This window comes from Citrobacter sp. On2M, from assembly GCF_018035235.1.
GTDB lineage: Bacteria > Pseudomonadota > Gammaproteobacteria > Enterobacterales > Enterobacteriaceae > Citrobacter > Citrobacter meridianamericanus.
In genome coordinates this window covers 918909-936961 of the sequence record NZ_WPCV01000004.1, presented here as the reverse complement: position 1 = coordinate 936961, position 18053 = coordinate 918909, and the positions used below count along the sequence as shown (strand labels likewise).

The window sequence follows — 18053 nt, the reverse complement described above, 5'->3', positions numbered from 1 at the left end:
TGTTACCCCTTAGTTTTTCCGGAACATTTTCAGCATGCGCTGAGTCACGGTGAAGCCACCGAAAATATTAATGCTGGCAATAAGCACCGCGATAAAGCTCAGGAAACTCACCCAGCCACCCTGGCCAATTTGCAATAACGCCCCGACAACGATGATGCCGGAGATGGCGTTGGTCACGGACATCAGCGGAGTGTGCAGCGCGTGCGACACATTCCAGACCACGTAGTAACCCACCACGCAGGAAAGCGCGAACACCGTAAAGTGACCCAGGAACTCTTTCGGAGCAACGTCGGCGAGCCAGCCAAACAGAATGATCACCAACGCCATCAGCGCATATTTGCGCCACGGTGAGGTAGGTTTTTTCTCTTCTTTTGGCGCGGGCGCGGCTTTTGCCGCAGCCTGCGGCTGAGCAGAAACCTGAATTGGCGGCGCAGGCCAGGTGATTTCACCCTCACGAACGACCGTGACACCGCGCACTACCACGTCGTCAAAATCGACGGTGATATTGCCGTCCTTCTCTTTGCACAAAAGTTTGAGCAGGTTGACGAGGTTCGTGCCATACAGTTGGGAAGATTGCGTTGGCAAACGTCCCGGCAGGTCGGTATAGCCGATAACCTTCACTCCGTTCTCGGTGGTGGTCACCTGGTTAGGCACGGTATATTCGCAGTTACCGCCATTTTGCGCGGCGAGATCGACAATCACGCTACCCGCTTTCATCGAATCGACCATTTCGCGGGTAATCAGTTTCGGGGCAGGTTTGCCCGGGATCAGCGCGGTGGTGACAATAATATCGACGTCTTTCGCCTGCGCGGCGAAGAGTTCCATTTCGGCTTTGATGAACGCTTCGGACATTACCTTAGCGTAACCGTCGCCGCTGCCCGCCTCTTCTTTAAAGTCCAGTTCGAGGAACTCGGCGCCCATACTCTGAACTTGTTCTTTCACTTCCGGGCGGGTGTCAAATGCACGCACGATAGCGCCCAGACTGTTTGCAGCACCGATCGCCGCCAGACCTGCCACACCCGCACCAATCACCATAACCTTGGCAGGTGGAACCTTACCTGCGGCGGTGATTTGCCCGGTGAAGAAGCGACCAAATTCATGTGCAGCTTCAACAATGGCGCGATACCCGGCGATATTTGCCATCGAGCTTAAGGCATCCAGCGACTGCGCACGCGAAATACGCGGCACGGAGTCCATCGCCATAACCGTCACGTTGCGCTCTGCAAGCTTTTGCAGCAGCTCAGGGTTTTGCGCGGGCCAAAGAAAACTCACCAGCGTCGTGCCCGGGTTGAGTAACGGAATTTCCGCCGCCTCCGGCGCATTGACTTTCAAGATAATCTCTGACTGCCAGACCGCATTTCCGTCAACAATTTCTGCGCCTGCTTGTACAAACGCCTTATCGTCAAAACTTGCAAGTTGACCTGCGCCGCTTTCAACCGCGACGCTGAAACCCAATTTAAGCAGCTGTTCAACCGTCTTCGGCGTGGCAGCAACACGGGTTTCATTGGTTAACCGTTCTCTTGGTATGCCAATTCGCATAATGTTCCCTTCCATCTGTATTTATGATGATGGTTTATCAATGTTCGCACGAGGCATGCGCGCACTCTCGAAAGAGGTCAGTGTTACCTCAATAAAATAAAACAGTAACAAACTCTGTATAACCTACTGAAAATGACGCCTGTGATCTAGCGCCAAAAAACAGTATTTATTATGAAATTTGCAAAATAGAGATGATTCGAACCTCAGACAGATAAAATGCCCTAAAAATAGCCCACAAAGACCGATAATTCGCTCAAGCGAAGCGGCAAAACATGATTACGTACCTGTCAAAAACAATTAATTAACATTAAATTAACTTATGAAATTCAACTGCTTTATCAGTTTTTGTCACCAAACGCCGAAATTTTCGACATATCACAAAATATTATCGATGTTGTTACGTCAGGTGGCACGATGAGTGAAAAATGACGCAGACACTGACACAATTTAAATGCAATAATCAGCGACGTTTCTAGTCAATAACAATACCAGTACCTGGTTTGCGCAAGGCGAAGGATTATTTTTATGAAGCTTAAGAACACTTTCCTGGCGTCCGCACTTATTTCTGCGACTGCTTTTTCTGTAAATGCAGCGACAGAATTGACGCCGGAGCAAGCTGCAGCCCTTAAACCCTATGACCGCATTGTGGTTACCGGTCGTTTTAATGCGATCGGTGATGCGGTGACTGCCGTATCACGCCGTGCAGATAAAGACGGTGCAGCCTCCTTTTATGTTGTTGATACCTCAGATTTTGGCAGCGGCGGTAACTGGCGCGTTGTCGCTGACGTTTACAAAGCCGACGCTGAAAAAGCGGAAGCATCCAAAAACCGTATCATTAACGGTGTAATGGAATTACCCAAAGATCAGGCCGTTTTGATAGAACCTTATGATACCGTTACGGTGCAGGGTTTCTACCGCAGCCAACCTGAAGTGAACGATGCCATCACCAAAGCGGCGAAAGAGAAAGGTGCTTACTCCTTCTATATCGTGCGCCAGGTCGATGCCAACCAGGGCGGCAACCAACGTATTACTGCATTTATCTACAAAGCTGATGCGAAAAAACGCGTTGTGCAAAGCCCTGATGCGATCCCAGCTGACTCTGATGCCGGTCGCGCCGCATTAGCAGCAGGTGGGGAAGCCGCGAAGAAAGTTGAGATCCCGGGCGTTGCGACTACCGCGTCTCCGAGCGCTGAAGTGGGTCGCTTCTTCGAAACGCAATCCACCAAAGGTGGGCGTTACACTGTCACGCTGCCGGATGGAACGAAAGTTGAAGAACTGAACAAAGCGACTGCCGCCATGATGGTTCCGTTCGACAGCATCAAGTTCACCGGTAACTATGGCAACATGACCGAAATCTCGTACCAGGTGGCCAAACGCGCTGCGAAGAAAGGCGCGAAATACTATCACATCACTCGCCAGTGGTCTGAACGTGGTAACAACATTACGATCAGCGCTGACCTGTACAAGTAATCGTCATTAGTAACATTAAAAGGCGGCTTTATGCCGCCTTTAGCATTTTTAGTCACAAATCTGCCTATCCCCATTGCATGCAATCTCTTCTCTCCGTAAAATCCCGCGCCTTAGTGGCTTTCACCATTTTTATGCGGTTTGCCAAAATAATTATTCTCTCACTCTCGTTTTTGTAACTGGATAGAAATGGAAAAGAAATTGGGTCTGAGCGCGCTGACAGCGCTGGTTTTAAGCTCAATGCTTGGCGCTGGCGTGTTTAGCCTGCCACAAAATATGGCGGCAGTAGCCAGTCCGGCCGCATTACTGATTGGTTGGGCAATTACCGGCGCGGGTATCCTGTTGCTCGCCTTTGCCATGCTGATCCTCACGCGTATCCGTCCTGAACTGGACGGCGGCATCTTTAGCTATGCGCGGGAAGGTTTCGGCGAACTGATTGGCTTCTGCTCCGCGTGGGGATACTGGCTGTGTGCCGTTATCGCTAACGTTTCTTATCTGGTCATCGTTTTCTCTGCACTCAGCTTCTTTACCGATACGCCAGAGTTACGTCTGTTTGGCGACGGTAATACCTGGCAGGCGATCGTTGGCGCATCGGTGCTACTGTGGGTCGTACACTTTCTTGTGCTCCGCGGTGTGCAAACCGCAGCCAGTATTAACCTGGTCGCCACGCTGGCGAAGTTACTGCCGCTGGGTCTGTTTATCGTGCTGGCTTTCATGCTGTTTAAGCTAGACACCTTTACCCTTGATTTTACCGGCGTTGCATTGGGCGTTCCCGTCTGGGAGCAGGTTAAAAACACCATGCTCATTACCCTGTGGGTATTCATCGGTGTGGAAGGTGCGGTAGTGGTTTCTGCCAGAGCCAAAAACAAACGCGATGTCGGGCGTGCTACGCTGCTGGCGGTACTCGCCGCGCTGGGCGTATACCTGCTGGTCACTTTGCTGTCTCTGGGCGTTGTCGCGCGTCCCGAACTGGCGGAAATCCGTAACCCATCAATGGCCGGTCTGATGGTTAAAATGATGGGGCCATGGGGCGAAATAATTATTGCTGCAGGTCTGATTGTCTCAGTGTGCGGCGCCTATTTAAGCTGGACGATTATGGCGGCGGAAGTACCGTTCCTCGCCGCCACACACAAAGCCTTCCCGCGCATCTTTGCCCGCCAGAATGCACAAGGCGCACCTTCCGCATCGCTGTGGCTGACCAACATTTCCGTCCAGTTCTGTCTGGTACTGATCTGGCTTACAGGTTCGGACTACAATACGTTACTGACCATCGCCTCAGAAATGATTCTGGTGCCCTATTTCCTGGTCGGTGCCTTCCTGGTGAAAATCGCCTCTCGTCCGCTTCATAGGGCTGTCGGTGTCGGCGCCAGTATTTATGGTATATGGTTATTGTATGCATCAGGTCCGATGCACCTGCTGCTGTCTGTGGTGTTGTATGCGCCGGGACTGCTGGTTTTCCTGTATGCCCGAAAAACACACGAGCATGAAAAAGTATTAAACCGCCAGGAGATTGCGCTGATCGGCCTGCTGCTTGTAGCTTCTGTTCCGGCGACCTGGATGCTGATGGGGTAACGTTATCCCCATCGTTCGCGACACATGGAGATTACGATGGGTCAAAAACCCCCATTGCCAATTCTTATCACCGGTGGAGGCCGTCGCATCGGCCTCGCCGTTGCATGGCATTTTCTGAATCAAAAACAGCCGGTTATCGTCAGCTACCGTACGCATTACCCCGCCATTGATGGCCTACGGGGTGCGGGCGCGCTGTGTATCCAGGCTGATTTCTCCAGCGATGAAGGCGTGCTGGCCTTTGCTGATGAAGTTAAGGCTCATACCAATGGCCTGCGCGCCATTGTGCATAATGCCAGTGCCTGGCTTGCAGAAAAACCCGGCACTCCGCTGACCGACGTGCTGTCAGGTATGATGCAAATTCACGTCAATACGCCCTACCTGCTTAACCATGCGCTTGAAGGATTGCTGCGCGGTCATGGACACGCAGCCAGCGATATTATCCATTTTACGGATTATGTGGTGGAGCGCGGCAGCGATAAGCACATTGCCTATGCTGCCAGTAAAGCGGCGCTGGATAATATGACCCGCTCGTTCGCGCGTAAACTGGCGCCGGAAGTGAAAGTGAACGCCATTGCCCCTTCGCTAATCCTGTTTAACGAGGGTGACGATGCAGAGTATCGCCAGCAGGCATTAAATAAATCCCTGATGAAAACAGCGCCAGGTGAAAAAGAGGTCATTGATTTAATTGACTATCTGCTAACCAGCTGTTTTGTCACCGGACGTAGTTTTGCCCTTGATGGTGGACGTCATCTGCGTTAATGCAGTTTAATCCAACAGAAAATCAGCAACCACGCGCTCAGGCCCCAGCACACCACTGAACTGCCGAGCGCGACAGGCAAACGTATAAATCCAGTGAAATACCACAGCGAAACGAGGTAGACAAAATAAGGAATAATCGACCACATGCTGAATACAATGGTTGTACGCAGCGCCTCGATCCCACGTTCACTGGCCACGATGTAGTGGGCAATCAACGCAAAGGTTGGGAACAACGGAATTAATCCGGCAATATAGTAATTCTTTGTTTTCGCCAGCAAACCAATCAACACCACCACCAGCGCACCGAGCGCCGCTTTTATAACGAGTCCCATCACTCTGCCTTAACACATCAATAACATCAGCCTCTAGCATAACGGAAGCATTCTTGTTTAGAAAAGATTAATGGAAGGAAAAACGAGGGCGGTGTATGTTGACGTTTTATATTCAAAATTAATGATATGAATACCATCGTATTTGTTGAAGATGATCCCGAAGTGGGTTCGCTGATCGCGGCCTATCTGGCTCGGCATGATATTGAGGTTATCGTGGAACCTCGTGGCGATTTAGCCGAGGAGAAAATCCTGCAAGTTCAACCCGACCTGGTGTTATTAGATATCATGCTGCCGGGCAAAGATGGGATGACTATCTGCCGCGATTTGCGTGGGCGCTGGCAGGGTCCGATTGTCCTGCTTACCTCGCTGGACAGCGACATGAACCATATTCTGGCGCTGGAAATGGGGGCCTGCGATTATATTCTGAAAACAACGCCACCAGCGGTGCTGCTGGCCCGCCTGCGCCTGCATCTGCGCCAGAATGAACACTCTGCGCAGTCTAAAGGCATTCAGGCGGCAACAATCACACCACACGCCACGCTGCGCTTTGGCACACTCGCCATCGACCCAACCAATCGTTCCGTGCTGCTTGGCGGCGAGCAGGTATCTCTTTCCACCGCCGATTTCGAATTACTGTGGGAACTGGCAACTCATGCCGGGCAAATTATGGACCGCGATGCGTTGCTGAAAAATCTGCGCGGTGTAAGTTATGACGGCATGGATCGCAGTGTCGATGTCGCAATTTCCCGGTTACGCAAAAAACTGCTCGATAACGCGACGGAACCCTACCGAATCAAAACGATACGCAACAAAGGTTATCTGTTCGCGCCGCATGCCTGGGATGTCGGGCCTCAGAAGTAATCCACCGAGCCGGTCATATTGATCGGCAAACCCACCCTTTGCGTTACACTGTCACACAAACTCGACTGCATAACAGGCATACAAACGCCCTCCAGCTCCATTCTACATTTTTGAATGGCCGCTCACCTTCTCGCTCCCTATATTTCGTTCCCACTATTTTAAAACCGTCTTTTTGTCTCAACTAAACGTCAGTCCGTCGTATTTTTTCCAACGGTAGTTTAGTGCAGAAAAAATCCAGCAACCGATAAAGACGCCAATAATGGCAAACCCGACATTCCCCATATGGTCACTCAAATCACTGACGGCATCCCACAATCCTCCCTGCAGTGAAAACGCCTGCGAAAGAAGTCCCAGCGCCTCCACACCGCCGTTCACTGATTGATTATTAAAACGTTTACCGTGCTAATGATAACTTTTAAGAATTACCAACCCAGTGTCGTAGAACAAAGTTGATGGCCACCTGAAGCAAGTTCCGCAGTCGCTAACTCCGCTACGCACAGGGGGACTGTCGCTCTGCACCCGTCTTGCATAAACCAGGCGGACGATAGTCCACACCAGGCAATAATCCACATCAGCAAACGTTGCCGTTCTATCTGTTCGCCATCAGGAACGAGCCCCCATCGGCAGAGCCAGCCATTGACTACCGATTTATCCAATGCGGCCCTTTATTTGATTGAGCCTTGAGGCGAAAAAGCATACTGTTACTCTACTTTATAGGGAAATACATGAACAACGTTGCCTGCCAGTAGATACAATCCAAGGCTCTCGGTTCTTTGCTTAACTTCTTCAAAAGGAAGTTGCGGATCGGGCTCGCGTCCCCCCCAGACCAGCAGCCCACTTTTGGCATAATGCTCCATGAACTCCAGAGTTTTGCCATTATCAAGCGCGATAACCACCCTGTTTTGTTTTACCGGTTGCAAAGAACCGTCATCATCAGCAATAAACATTCCTGTAACACCGGAATCAGCTTCTTTAATCGGCAGTGGTGAAACAATCATGCCATTGGCCGCTACCGGTTTAAAATCCAGTTGCGAGGTGTTCACTTCTTCTGACGTCTGATACGGAATTCTGCCCCCCCAAATATGAAGCCCTTCAGGAATTCCCTCTGGTAAAGGTTGTGGGCTACCAGCCAGTTCAAGCGATTTGCCATCAGCAAACTCAACAACAATACTGCGACCGTTTTGTAAGGTTAAATCGCCATTCTGGTCAATAATATAGATCTTCATATCATCCTGTCTCCGCTGTTTATAATGCTTGTGATTGATGCTCAGGAAAATGAAAGTGGAAAGAGCCAATAAACAGCTGCCATCGTTGAAACACTCAATAAGATACTGATAATGAAATAAGTTTTGAATGGCTGTTTCTGTGTTTTATGATGAAAGAGTTGTTGGCCCACAATCGCGCCAGGCCACCCGCCCACCACGCCAAACACCAGCAAAGTGGATTCAGGCACTCTGCGCCAGGCCCTGCGCGCCGCCATTTTATCTGCGCCGTAAATGACCAGCGTCAAAACATTAGCAAGCAGACACCACATGACAAAGGGATGTGAGGTGAACATACTGCCTGACGCGGCCAAAATCAGTAGCAAGTAACAGAAACGATTGAGAGTCATTTTATTAGTCGTGGAATAGCTCAGAATGCATCAAAGCCGCATTATACGTCATACATGCCAAAGCGCCGAGCGGAGCATGGCAATGCAGAAATAGTCGATACAGTGTAATCTGCTCCACTGAGTGTGCTTAATGGCATTCGGAGAGTTATCCGCACCCGCACATTTTCGATGAGATTAGCTAACCCTTTGAGCGTCTGGTGATTTTGATGAAGAAGCTGTTTGTGCAGTTTTATCTCCTGCTGTTTGTCTGCTTTCTGGTGATGACACTACTGGTCGGTCTGGTATACAAATTCACCGCAGAACGCGCAGGCCGGCAGTCGCTCGACGATTTGATGAAAAGCTCGCTATACCTGATGCGTAGTGAGTTACGCGAAATCCCGCCACGTGACTGGGGTAAGACGCTAAAAGAGATGGATTTGAACCTCTCTTTTGACCTGCGTGTTGAGCCGCTAAATAAATACACACTGGACGCGCCAACCATGCTGCGTTTGCGCGAAGGCGATATCGTCGCGCTTGACGATCAGTACACCTTTATTCAACGGATCCCTCGCAGTCACTATGTACTGGCCGTTGGCCCGGTCCCGTATCTCTATTTTCTCCATCAAATGCGCTTGCTGGACATCGCGCTGATGGCATTTATTGCTATTTCTCTGGCCTTCCCGGTGCTTATCTGGATGCGTCCGCACTGGCAGGAAATGCTCCGACTGGAAGCCGCTGCACAGCGTTTTGGCGAAGGGCATCTGGGTGAGCGCCTCCATTTTGACAGTGGTTCCAGCTTTGAGCGATTGGGCGTGGCGTTTAATCAGATGGCGGATAATATCAATGCCTTAATCGCCAGTAAAAAACAGCTTATCGATGGCATTGCCCATGAGCTTCGGACCCCACTGGTACGCTTACGCTACCGGCTGGAAATGAGCGATAACCTCACCGAGCAGGAATCGCTGGCCCTGAATCGTGATATTGGTCAACTGGAAGCGTTAATCGAGGAGTTACTGACCTATGCCCGGCTGGACCGCCCACAAAACGAATTAAAGCTCACGGTACCGGACCTGCCCGTTTGGCTGACAACCCATCTGGAGGATGTGCAAAGCGTAAACCCTGATCGAGCGGTGCGCTTACGCCATCTAAAGAGCGGCGACTATGGTGCGCTGGATATGCGCCTGATGGAGCGTGTCCTGGATAATCTCCTGAATAACGCCCTGCGCTATTGCCAGTCTACGGTACAAGCAAGCCTGCTATTAAACGGAAATCAGGCGACGCTGGTTGTGGAAGACGACGGACCCGGTATTGCACCTGATGCCCGCGCACAGATTTTTGAACCGTTTGTACGCCTTGATCCCAGCCGCGACCGGGCGACCGGTGGTTGCGGGCTTGGTTTAGCTATCGTACATTCAATCGCACTGGCAATGGGCGGCACGGTCGTCTGCGATGAAAGTGAGCTCGGCGGCGCCCGCTTTTGCTTCAGTTGGCCCGTCTGGCATGACATTCCTGAAATTTCACCTGCCTGACCCGTTCTGCTCGGTAGTCAGGTGGCAGATGTTATGCTATAAAAAAGTATGTTGTAACTAAAATGGTAACCCCAATGACCCGTTACGATCTCGTCGACCGCCTGAACGGCACCTTCCGCCAGATGGAACAAGAGTTGGCGCTTCTGAATGAAAATCTGTTGCAGCAGACGCTGCTGATTGCACGCGTATTCTCGTTACCGGAAGTGGTTAAAGAAGCAGAACACGCCCCGCTACCGAGCATTGATGTTAAACAGCATTTAGGTAAAGAAGCAGAAACACTGGCGCTGCGCCACTATCGTCATTTGTTTATCCAGCAACAATCAGAGAATCGTAGCAGTAAAGCAGCTGTCCGCCTGCCTGGCGTGCTGTGTTATCAGGTGGATAATGCGACTCAACGTGATCTGGAAGCGCAAATACAGCGTATTAATCAGCTCAAAACCACCTTTGAGCGCATTGTCACAGTGGAATCCGGGCTCGCACCGGCAGCCCGTTTTGAATGGGTGCATCGCCACCTGCCCGGGCTGATTACGCTGAATGCCTACCGTACACTTACCCTTGTCAGAGAACCGGCGACTCTGCGATTTGGTTGGGCCAACAAACACATTATTAAAAATCTGAAGCGCGATGAAGTGTTGCAGCAACTGGAAAAAAGCCTGACGTCACCGCGTAGCGTACATCCCTGGACGCGTGAAGAGTGGCAGGCAAAACTTGAACGTGAATATCAGGATATTGCCGCTCTGGGGCAGCATGCGCGCCTGAAGATTAAACGACCGGTAAAAGTGCAGCCGATCGCCCGCGTCTGGTACAAAGGAGCACAAAAGCAGGTACAATACGCCTGTCCGACGCCATTGATCGCGCTGATCAACAATGAAAACGGTATGACCGTACCGGATATCGGCGAGTTACTGAATTACGATGCCGACAATGTCCAGCATCGTTTTAAACCTCAGGCGCAGCCGTTGAGATTGATTATTCCCCGGCTGCACCTGTACGTTGCTGATTAACTGCCAGGCCGCATGCTACCCACCATCAACTCCGGGCGTACCCAGTTGTCAAACTCCGCTTCGGTCAAATACCCCAGTGCCAGGGCGGAGGCTTTTAAGGTCAGCCCTTCTTTATGCGCTTTTTTGGCAATTTCAGCCGCTTTATCGTAACCGATATGGGTATTGAGCGCGGTCACCAACATTAGCGACTCGTTAAGCAGCTGATCGATTCTTTCACGGTTGGGCTCAATCCCCGTTGCGCAGTGCTCGTTAAAGCTTTCCATACCGTCTGCCAACAGCCGTACCGACTGCAGGAAGTTGTGGATGACCATTGGTCGGTAAACGTTGAGCTCAAAATTACCCGACGCCCCCCCCATGTTGATCGCGACATCGTTGCCCATCACCTGACAGCAAAGCATGGTTAGCGCTTCACACTGGGTAGGATTGACCTTGCCCGGCATGATCGAGCTGCCCGGTTCATTTTCCGGAATCGAAATCTCACCAATGCCACAACGCGGACCGGATGCCAGCCAGCGCACATCGTTGGCAATTTTCATCAGCGACGCCGCCAGCCCTTTTAGCGCGCCGTGGGCATGAACTAGCGCGTCACAGGTGGCGAGCGCTTCAAACTTATTCGGTGCGGTAGTGAACGGCGCACAGGTGATGACTCGCAGTTCATCCGCGACCCGCCGGGCATACTCCGGATGGGTGTTGAGTCCGGTCCCTACCGCTGTTCCACCAAGCGCCAGTTCCGCCACATGCGGCAAGCTGTTTTCAATGTGCTTCAGGCTATGTTCGAGCATTGCCACCCAGCCGGAAATCTCCTGGCCCAGCGTCAACGGTGTGGCATCCTGCAGATGCGTACGACCAATTTTGACAATATTCGCAAACGCGTGGGATTTATCGCTTAACGTTTTGGTTAACACCTGCAATTGCGGGATCAGCGATTTGCGCAGAGCCAGCAGCGCGGCAACGTGCATTGCAGTCGGGAAAACATCGTTTGAACTTTGGCTTTTATTGACATCGTCATTGGGGTGTACTTTACGCTCCATCCCCCGCACGCCGCCCAGCAATTCGCTGGCCCGATTTGCCAGCACCTCGTTCATGTTCATATTGCTTTGCGTACCAGACCCGGTCTGCCAGATGGCCAGCGGAAACTCATCAACGTGCTTATCCGCCAACACCTCATCTGCCGCCTGCATAATTGCGCGGGCTTTATCCTCCGCCAGCAGTCCGAGATCCTGGTTAACCTTTGCTGCGGCGCGTTTCGTCAGCGCAAGCGCGTGGATCAGCGAGACCGGCATTTTCTCCGTAGAGATACGAAAATGCTCCAGCGATCGTTGGGTTTGCGCGCCCCAAAGCTTATCAGCCGGGACATCAATCGCCCCCATTGAATCATTTTCGCGGCGTACCGTTACCATTACCTGCTCCTCACATTAACAATTGATTAGGTTATGTTTCGACATTGCCCACTTGCGTTGGTCTTATGAGTATTAACGAGGATAAAACTGTCGTTTGGTGGTTCGTGCGGTAAAAAAAAACCGCCCCGTAGGGCGGCTGACGTTACTTAACGCAGCGTGCGCACTGCGACGTCTGAATCTGCTGGAAGAAATCATTGCCTTTGTCATCCACCAGGATAAACGCCGGGAAATCTTCCACTTCAATTTTCCAGATGGCTTCCATCCCCAATTCAGGGTATTCCACACACTCCAGACTCTTGATACTGCCCTGCGCCAGTACAGCCGCAGGACCGCCAATACTGCCTAAGTAGAAACCGCCGTGCTTATGACAGGCATCGGTAACCTGCTGGCTGCGGTTGCCTTTCGCCAGCATGATCATGCTCCCACCAGCGGCCTGAAGCTGGTCAACATACGAGTCCATACGCCCGGCTGTGGTCGGACCAAGCGAACCAGAGGCGTAGCCCTCTGGCGTTTTTGCCGGACCGGCGTAATAGATCGGGTGATCTTTAACATACTGCGGCAAACTTTCACCGTTATCCAGACGTTCTTTCAGTTTCGCATGAGCAATGTCTCGGCCAACGATGATTGTACCATTGAGAGACAGTCGCGTAGAAACCGGATACTGCGACAGCTGGGCCAGGATCTCTTTCATCGGACGATTGAGATCAACGCGCACCGCTTCCCCCTCTCCAGCCTGACGCAACTCTTCTGGAATGTACTTGCCTGGATTATGTTCCAGTTTTTCGATCCAGATACCTTCGCGGTTGATTTTAGCTTTGATATTACGGTCAGCAGAGCAAGAGACTCCCATTCCGACCGGACACGACGCGCCGTGACGCGGCAGGCGGATTACGCGGATATCATGAGCAAAGTACTTCCCGCCAAACTGGGCGCCCAGCCCCAAATTTTGCGCCTCAATCAGCAACTCTTTTTCCAGCTCCACATCGCGGAATGCCTGGCCATGTTCGTTACCTTCGGTCGGCAGCGCATCGTAGTATTTAGCAGACGCCAGTTTGACCGTTTTCAGCGTGGCTTCCGCTGATGTTCCACCGATTACAAACGCAATATGGTACGGCGGGCAGGCCGCTGTTCCCAGCGTTCGCATCTTCTCAACCAGGTAATTTTTTAATTTTCCTGGCGTGAGCAGTGCTTTGGTTTCCTGGTACAGATAGGTCTTATTCGCCGAACCACCGCCTTTAGCAATGCACAGGAATTTGTATTCATCGCCGTCGACAGTATACAAATCTATTTGTGCTGGCAGGTTGGTACCGGTGTTCACCTCTTTATACATATCCAGCGCGGCGTTTTGTGAATAGCGCAGGTTATCTTCGATGTAGGTGTCATACACACCGCGGGCCAGCGCCGCTTCATCACCGCCGCCGGTCCAGACGTGCTGGCCTTTTTTACCCACAATAATCGCGGTGCCAGTGTCCTGGCAGGTCGGCAAAATACCTTTTGCCGCAATGTCAGAGTTACGCAGGAATTGCAGTGCCACATATTTGTCGTTTTCGCTGGCCTCAGGGTCACGCAGAATATCGGCTACCTGCTGTTGATGCGCAGGACGCAGCATAAACGATGCGTCATGGAACGCCTGACGAGCCAGCAAAGTTAATGCTTGCGGCGCAACTTTGACAACCTCCTGCCCTTCAAATTCGGCAACGGAGACATGGTCGCTGGTCAGCAGATAGTATTCGGTATCATCCTTTTTGAGGGGAAAAGGATGTTGATAATGAAAGGGTTTGTTTGACATTGTGCTCTCACTTACTGCTCGGTCTGGTTATTCTCTGGGCAGATGTTCCATTGCCCTGTTTCCCTGCCGCAGGTCGGGTTGCAGAAGGAAGGGCTTTCCGCAACCGGAATTACTCAGGGTATTAAAAGCGAGTCACCATATCCTACACAATTTTTTAACAAAAACTGAGACAAGGACGACTTTTTACATGTGCAGGTTACTTCCCCACGGGTTTCTTGCTTTAATAGCCGTAGAAAATTCCACATTGAAACAGGGCTTGAGCATGCAAAAACTCATCAACTCAGTGCAGAACTATGCCTGGGGAAGTAAAACTGCGTTAACGGAACTTTATGGGATTGCCAATCCCACTCAGCAGCCGATGGCTGAGCTGTGGATGGGCGCGCATCCGAAAAGCAGTTCGCAGGTTATGGGCGCTAACGGCCAGACGATCGCGTTGCGCGACGTCATCGAGAATGACAAATCCGCACTGTTAGGCGATGCCGTTGCGAAACGCTTTGGTGAACTGCCTTTCCTGTTTAAAGTACTCTGCGCCGCGCAACCTCTTTCGATTCAGGTCCATCCTAACAAACACAACTCTGAAATCGGTTTTGCTAAAGAAAACGCGGCGGGGATCCCGATGGATGCCGCCGAGCGTAACTACAAAGACCCTAACCACAAGCCGGAACTGGTTTTTGCTTTAACCCCTTTCCTGGCGATGAATGCATTTCGCGAGTTCTCAGACATTGTTGCATTGTTACAACCGGTTTCCGCAGCGCATCCGGCTATTGCACATTTCCTGCAGGAACCGAATGCCGAACGTCTGAGCTATCTTTTCGCCAGTTTGCTGAATATGCAGGATGAGGAGAAATCCCATGCGCTGGCGATCCTGAAATCCGCGCTGAACAGCCAACAGGGTGAACCCTGGCAAACCATTCGCCAGATCGCTGACTTCTACCCGAACGACAGCGGGCTCTTCTCCCCACTGTTACTGAATGTGGTGAAACTTAATCCTGGCGAAGCGATGTTCTTATTTGCTGAAACTCCACACGCCTACCTGCAAGGTGTGGCGCTTGAGGTAATGGCCAACTCAGACAACGTGCTGCGCGCCGGACTGACGCCAAAATATATTGATATTCCCGAGCTGGTCGCCAACGTTAAGTTCGTCGCCAAGCCTGCGAACCAATTGCTGACGACACCGATAAAAACTAATAGCGAGCTGGACTTCCCCATTCCGGTAGACGATTTCGCATTTTCTCTGCATGAACTGACCGCCGATGGCGCAGATATCAACCAGCAAAGTGCGGCCATTTTGTTCTGCATTGAGGGTGAAGCCGTGCTGAGCAAAGGCGAGCAGCGTCTGGTGTTGCAGCCGGGTGAGTCGGCCTTTATTAGTGCGGATGAATCACCGATAAACGTCAGCGGCACGGGTCGTTTAGCTCGGGTTTATAACAAGCTGTAGCAAGATACTGATATTTTTAACATCTCTTGCTAAGCTGTAGTAAGTTAGAGACATGTCACTCCTCCAGGCGTCTTCAAGCGTCTGGTTTTATTATATGGATATCAAAATGAAAAAATCGCTGGTAGCTGCGGGTGTGGTGGTTGCACTGGGTATCGTCTGGACGGGCGGCGCCTGGTACACAGGAAAAAAACTCGAAACGCATCTCGCCGAGATGGTGACGCAGGCAAACGATCAGTTAAAACGCTACTCTCCCGAGGCTGGCATTGAACTGAGTTATCAGAACTACCAGCGCGGCGTGTTCAATAGCCAACTGCAGTTGGTGGTAAAACCTATTGCCGGACAGGCAGATTCCTGGCTGAAACCGGGGCAAAGTATTGTCCTGAATGAAACGGTGGATCACGGTCCTTTCCCGCTGGCCCAACTGAAGTCACTGAATCTGGTTCCAGCGATGGCCTCCGTGAAAACGACGCTGGTGAATAACGACGTTACCAAACCACTGTTTGATATTGCCAAAGGCGAGACGCCATTCGTCATTAATTCGCGCATTGGCTACAGCGGGGATACCCGTTCCGATCTCACTCTCAAACCACTGAACTACGAGAAAGGCGATGAAAAAGTCGCCTTTAGCGGCGGTGAGTTCCAGTTTACCGCTGACAAAGACGGTAATGCTGTGTCGTTAACTGGCGATGCGCAGAGTGGTCTGGTTAATGCGGTTAATGAGTATGATCAGAAAGTACAAATTACGTTCAATAACCTGAAAACTGAAGGTTCCAGCAGTATCGCCAGCTTTGGTGAACGCATTGGCGACCAGAAACTGTCACTCGAAAAACTGTCGATTTCAGTCGAAGGCAAAGAGTTAGCGGTTCTGGAAGGCATGGGCATCGATGGTAAATCCGATCTGATCAACGATGGCAAAACCGTCAACAGCCAGTTGGATTACACCCTGAATAGCCTGAAATTGCAGGGTCAGGATATGGGGAGCGGTAAGCTGACGCTGAAAGTTGGCCAGATTGACGGGGAAGCACTGCATCAGTTTAGTCAGCAATACAGCGCCCAAACCAAAGCGCTGATGGCGCAGATTGATGTGGTACAGAACCCTGAGCTCTATCAACAGAAAGTCACTGAAGCCTTCTTTAATGCGCTGCCGATTTTGATGAAAGGCGAACCGGTTATCACCATTGCCCCACTGAGCTGGAAGAATGCAAAGGGTGAAACCGCATTTAACCTGTCCCTGCTGCTAAAAGATCCGACCACAAATACCGTGGAGCCGCAAACGCTGACTCAGGAAGTGGACCGTTCAGTCAAATCACTGGATGCGAAGCTGACAATCCCTGTCGATATGGCGACCGAGTTCATGACGAAGATTGCCAAACTGGAAGGATATCAGCAGGAAGAAGCGGCGGATCTGGCGAAGCAACAGGTTAATGGCCTGGCGGCAATGGGCCAGATGTTCCGTATTACGACGCTGCAGGACAACGTTATCGGCTCCAGCCTGCAATACGCTAAAGGCCAGGTAACGCTGAACGGGCAAAAAATGCCACTGGATGAGTTTGTTGGTATGTTCGGTATGCCTTCTCTGGCAGAACCGGATGTTCCAGCCATCCCTCAACAGTAATCACGTCTCGATGACAGGCCCGATAACGTTGTTTGTCGGGCTTTTTTATTTCGCTGCCACCAGACGAGCGGAAAGCGTCAGATTGCGTGAATGACTTTCATCGTGGCCAATGCGTTGTAACATGCGTTCAGCAAGGGTGTATCCCATTTCACGCGCAGGCGTGCATGCCCAGATAATGGGAATATCGTCCAGCGCGTTTTCTGCCACATCGGCGAATCCGGCCAGCGAAATTTGCTGTTCGAAATAGCGATCTACGCCAATTTCACCACTCTGACGCCCCGCTCTCATCAGGCCAAACCAGGCACCTACGGCAATGATTTCGTTGTAGCATACCACCGCACTGATCGTTGGATTGCGACGTAATAGCGCCGTCACCTCTTCTGCGGCCTGCTTCTGACTGGATGAACATTCCAGCACCCACTCGCTATGAAACGGTAAACCATATTTTAGCAACGTAGCACAATAGCCGCCGATGCGCTCTGCGCGGGTCAATGAAGAACTCTTGCCACCCAGCCAGGCAATTCGTTGGTGTCCGTGGCGGATCAGATGTTCAACCAGTAACTGTGCAGCCTGCATGTTATCGGGCCTGACGGTGTCAACATCGTCCATATAGCTGGCTCGTGATGCAAAAACCACTGGGATCCCTTTGTCAGCAGCCAGCTGTTGCAGTGTGTCACTGCTGCCAGCTACCCCCGCGATCACCACGCCATCTACCCCTTGATTGAGTAACATCGCGAAACGCTGGGCCAGCTGGTCACCATCTTTCCCGCCGTGCAGTAAGAACACCATGCGCCCCTGTGCTTCTAACGCTTCCGTCAGGCCCGCCGTCAATTCGGCGTAAAATGGCGCAGAAAGATCGCGCACAATCAAACCAATAACACCGCTCTGCCCACCGCGCAATGCAGATGCTTGCCGGTTACGTACAAATCCCAGTTGCTCAATAGCAGCATTCACCCGTTCGCCGGTCGCTGATGAAATTCGCCCTTTTCCACTAAGCACCAATGAGACAGTACTGACCGAAACCCCTGCAGCCAGCGCAACATCATGGATGGTTATTTTTTTGGCTATAGCCATAAAAACAGAAAACTCCCTGATAACGTGATGGATAAAACGTTTTATCAATCACTTATATTTATACGCTCTATTATCGTTCGATA

Annotated in this window: 15 protein-coding genes and 2 pseudogenes; 8 read left to right on the top strand and 9 right to left on the bottom strand. The window is 51.3% G+C overall.

Features of this window, described 5'->3' with window-relative positions; translation table 11 throughout:
• Positions 1-9 precede the first annotated feature (9 nt).
• Complete coding sequence (gene pntA / locus On2M_RS14870) at positions 10-1539, bottom strand: Re/Si-specific NAD(P)(+) transhydrogenase subunit alpha (protein WP_151225426.1); 1530 nt, start codon at positions 1537-1539, stop codon at positions 10-12.
• 525 nt (positions 1540-2064) lie between these two features.
• Here pntA and ydgH point away from each other — a divergent pair.
• The 3 genes from ydgH (at position 2065) to folM (ending at position 5337) form a co-directional block, all read left to right on the top strand.
• Entirely contained in the window at positions 2065-3009 is a 945-nt protein-coding gene (ydgH, locus tag On2M_RS14865) for a DUF1471 family protein YdgH (protein ID WP_151219133.1), read from the top strand.
• A 186-nt stretch (positions 3010-3195) separates the two neighbouring features.
• On the top strand, positions 3196-4578 hold the full coding sequence (locus On2M_RS14860) for an amino acid permease (protein WP_210905046.1): 1383 nt from the start codon (positions 3196-3198) through the stop codon (positions 4576-4578).
• Between the two features lie 36 nt (positions 4579-4614).
• Positions 4615-5337, top strand: coding sequence for a dihydromonapterin reductase (gene folM, locus On2M_RS14855; RefSeq protein WP_210905045.1), 723 nt, complete (start codon positions 4615-4617; stop codon positions 5335-5337).
• Here folM and On2M_RS14850 read toward each other — a convergent pair.
• The gene (locus On2M_RS14850) at positions 5334-5669 is read right to left on the bottom strand and encodes a GlpM family protein (protein WP_210905044.1); all 336 of its coding nucleotides are present in this window, start codon (positions 5667-5669) and stop codon (positions 5334-5336) included. The genes folM and On2M_RS14850 overlap by 4 nt on opposite strands.
• Positions 5670-5795: 126 nt before the next feature.
• Here On2M_RS14850 and rstA point away from each other — a divergent pair, with 126 nt between their 5' ends.
• On the top strand, positions 5796-6530 hold the full coding sequence (rstA, locus tag On2M_RS14845; RefSeq protein ID WP_151219130.1) for a two-component system response regulator RstA: 735 nt from the start codon (positions 5796-5798) through the stop codon (positions 6528-6530).
• Between the two features lie 177 nt (positions 6531-6707).
• Here the strand turns inward: rstA and On2M_RS14840 are convergent.
• The 4 genes and pseudogenes from On2M_RS14840 to On2M_RS14830 all read right to left on the bottom strand — a co-directional run.
• A pseudogene (locus On2M_RS14840) lies at positions 6708-6899 on the bottom strand (HoxN/HupN/NixA family nickel/cobalt transporter); the annotation flags it as partial.
• Between the two features lie 53 nt (positions 6900-6952).
• Positions 6953-7144: pseudogene (locus On2M_RS24260) on the bottom strand (hypothetical protein); the annotation flags it as partial.
• Between the two features lie 87 nt (positions 7145-7231).
• Positions 7232-7756: a hypothetical protein gene (locus On2M_RS24255; protein ID WP_247604994.1), complete on the bottom strand. Its 525-nt coding sequence runs from the start codon at positions 7754-7756 to the stop codon at positions 7232-7234.
• Positions 7757-7797: 41 nt separating this feature from the next.
• Positions 7798-8142 (bottom strand): DUF1294 domain-containing protein, encoded by a 345-nt coding sequence (locus On2M_RS14830; RefSeq protein ID WP_151225423.1) that lies wholly within the window; start codon positions 8140-8142, stop codon positions 7798-7800.
• A 206-nt stretch (positions 8143-8348) separates the two neighbouring features.
• Between On2M_RS14830 and rstB the strand changes: the two genes are divergently transcribed.
• Both rstB and tus read left to right on the top strand, forming a co-directional pair.
• Positions 8349-9650 carry a two-component system sensor histidine kinase RstB gene (gene rstB / locus On2M_RS14825; protein ID WP_151225422.1) on the top strand — a complete coding sequence of 434 codons (1302 nt, stop codon included), beginning with the start codon at positions 8349-8351 and terminating at the stop codon, positions 9648-9650.
• A 74-nt stretch (positions 9651-9724) separates the two neighbouring features.
• Entirely contained in the window at positions 9725-10654 is a 930-nt protein-coding gene (gene tus, locus On2M_RS14820) for a DNA replication terminus site-binding protein (RefSeq protein WP_187252487.1), read from the top strand.
• On the opposite strand, the gene fumC is transcribed toward tus, so the two are convergent.
• Positions 10651-12054, bottom strand: a complete 1404-nt coding sequence (gene fumC / locus On2M_RS14815) for a class II fumarate hydratase (protein ID WP_210905043.1) — start codon at positions 12052-12054, stop codon at positions 10651-10653. The genes tus and fumC overlap by 4 nt on opposite strands.
• Before the next feature lie 142 nt (positions 12055-12196).
• A complete protein-coding gene (gene fumB / locus On2M_RS14810) occupies positions 12197-13843 on the bottom strand; it encodes a class I fumarate hydratase (RefSeq protein WP_151219124.1) in 1647 nt (548 codons plus the stop codon).
• Positions 13844-14105: 262 nt separating this feature from the next.
• Between fumB and manA the strand changes: the two genes are divergently transcribed.
• Complete coding sequence (gene manA, locus On2M_RS14805) at positions 14106-15281, top strand: mannose-6-phosphate isomerase (RefSeq protein ID WP_151219123.1); 1176 nt, start codon at positions 14106-14108, stop codon at positions 15279-15281.
• A gap of 106 nt (positions 15282-15387) precedes the next feature.
• On the top strand, positions 15388-16896 hold the full coding sequence (locus On2M_RS14800; RefSeq protein WP_210905042.1) for a YdgA family protein: 1509 nt from the start codon (positions 15388-15390) through the stop codon (positions 16894-16896).
• Positions 16897-16941: 45 nt separating this feature from the next.
• Here On2M_RS14800 and On2M_RS14795 read toward each other — a convergent pair whose 3' ends face one another.
• Positions 16942-17970, bottom strand: a complete 1029-nt coding sequence (locus On2M_RS14795; RefSeq protein ID WP_210905041.1) for a Mal regulon transcriptional regulator MalI — start codon at positions 17968-17970, stop codon at positions 16942-16944.
• Between the last annotated feature and the right edge of the window lie 83 nt (positions 17971-18053).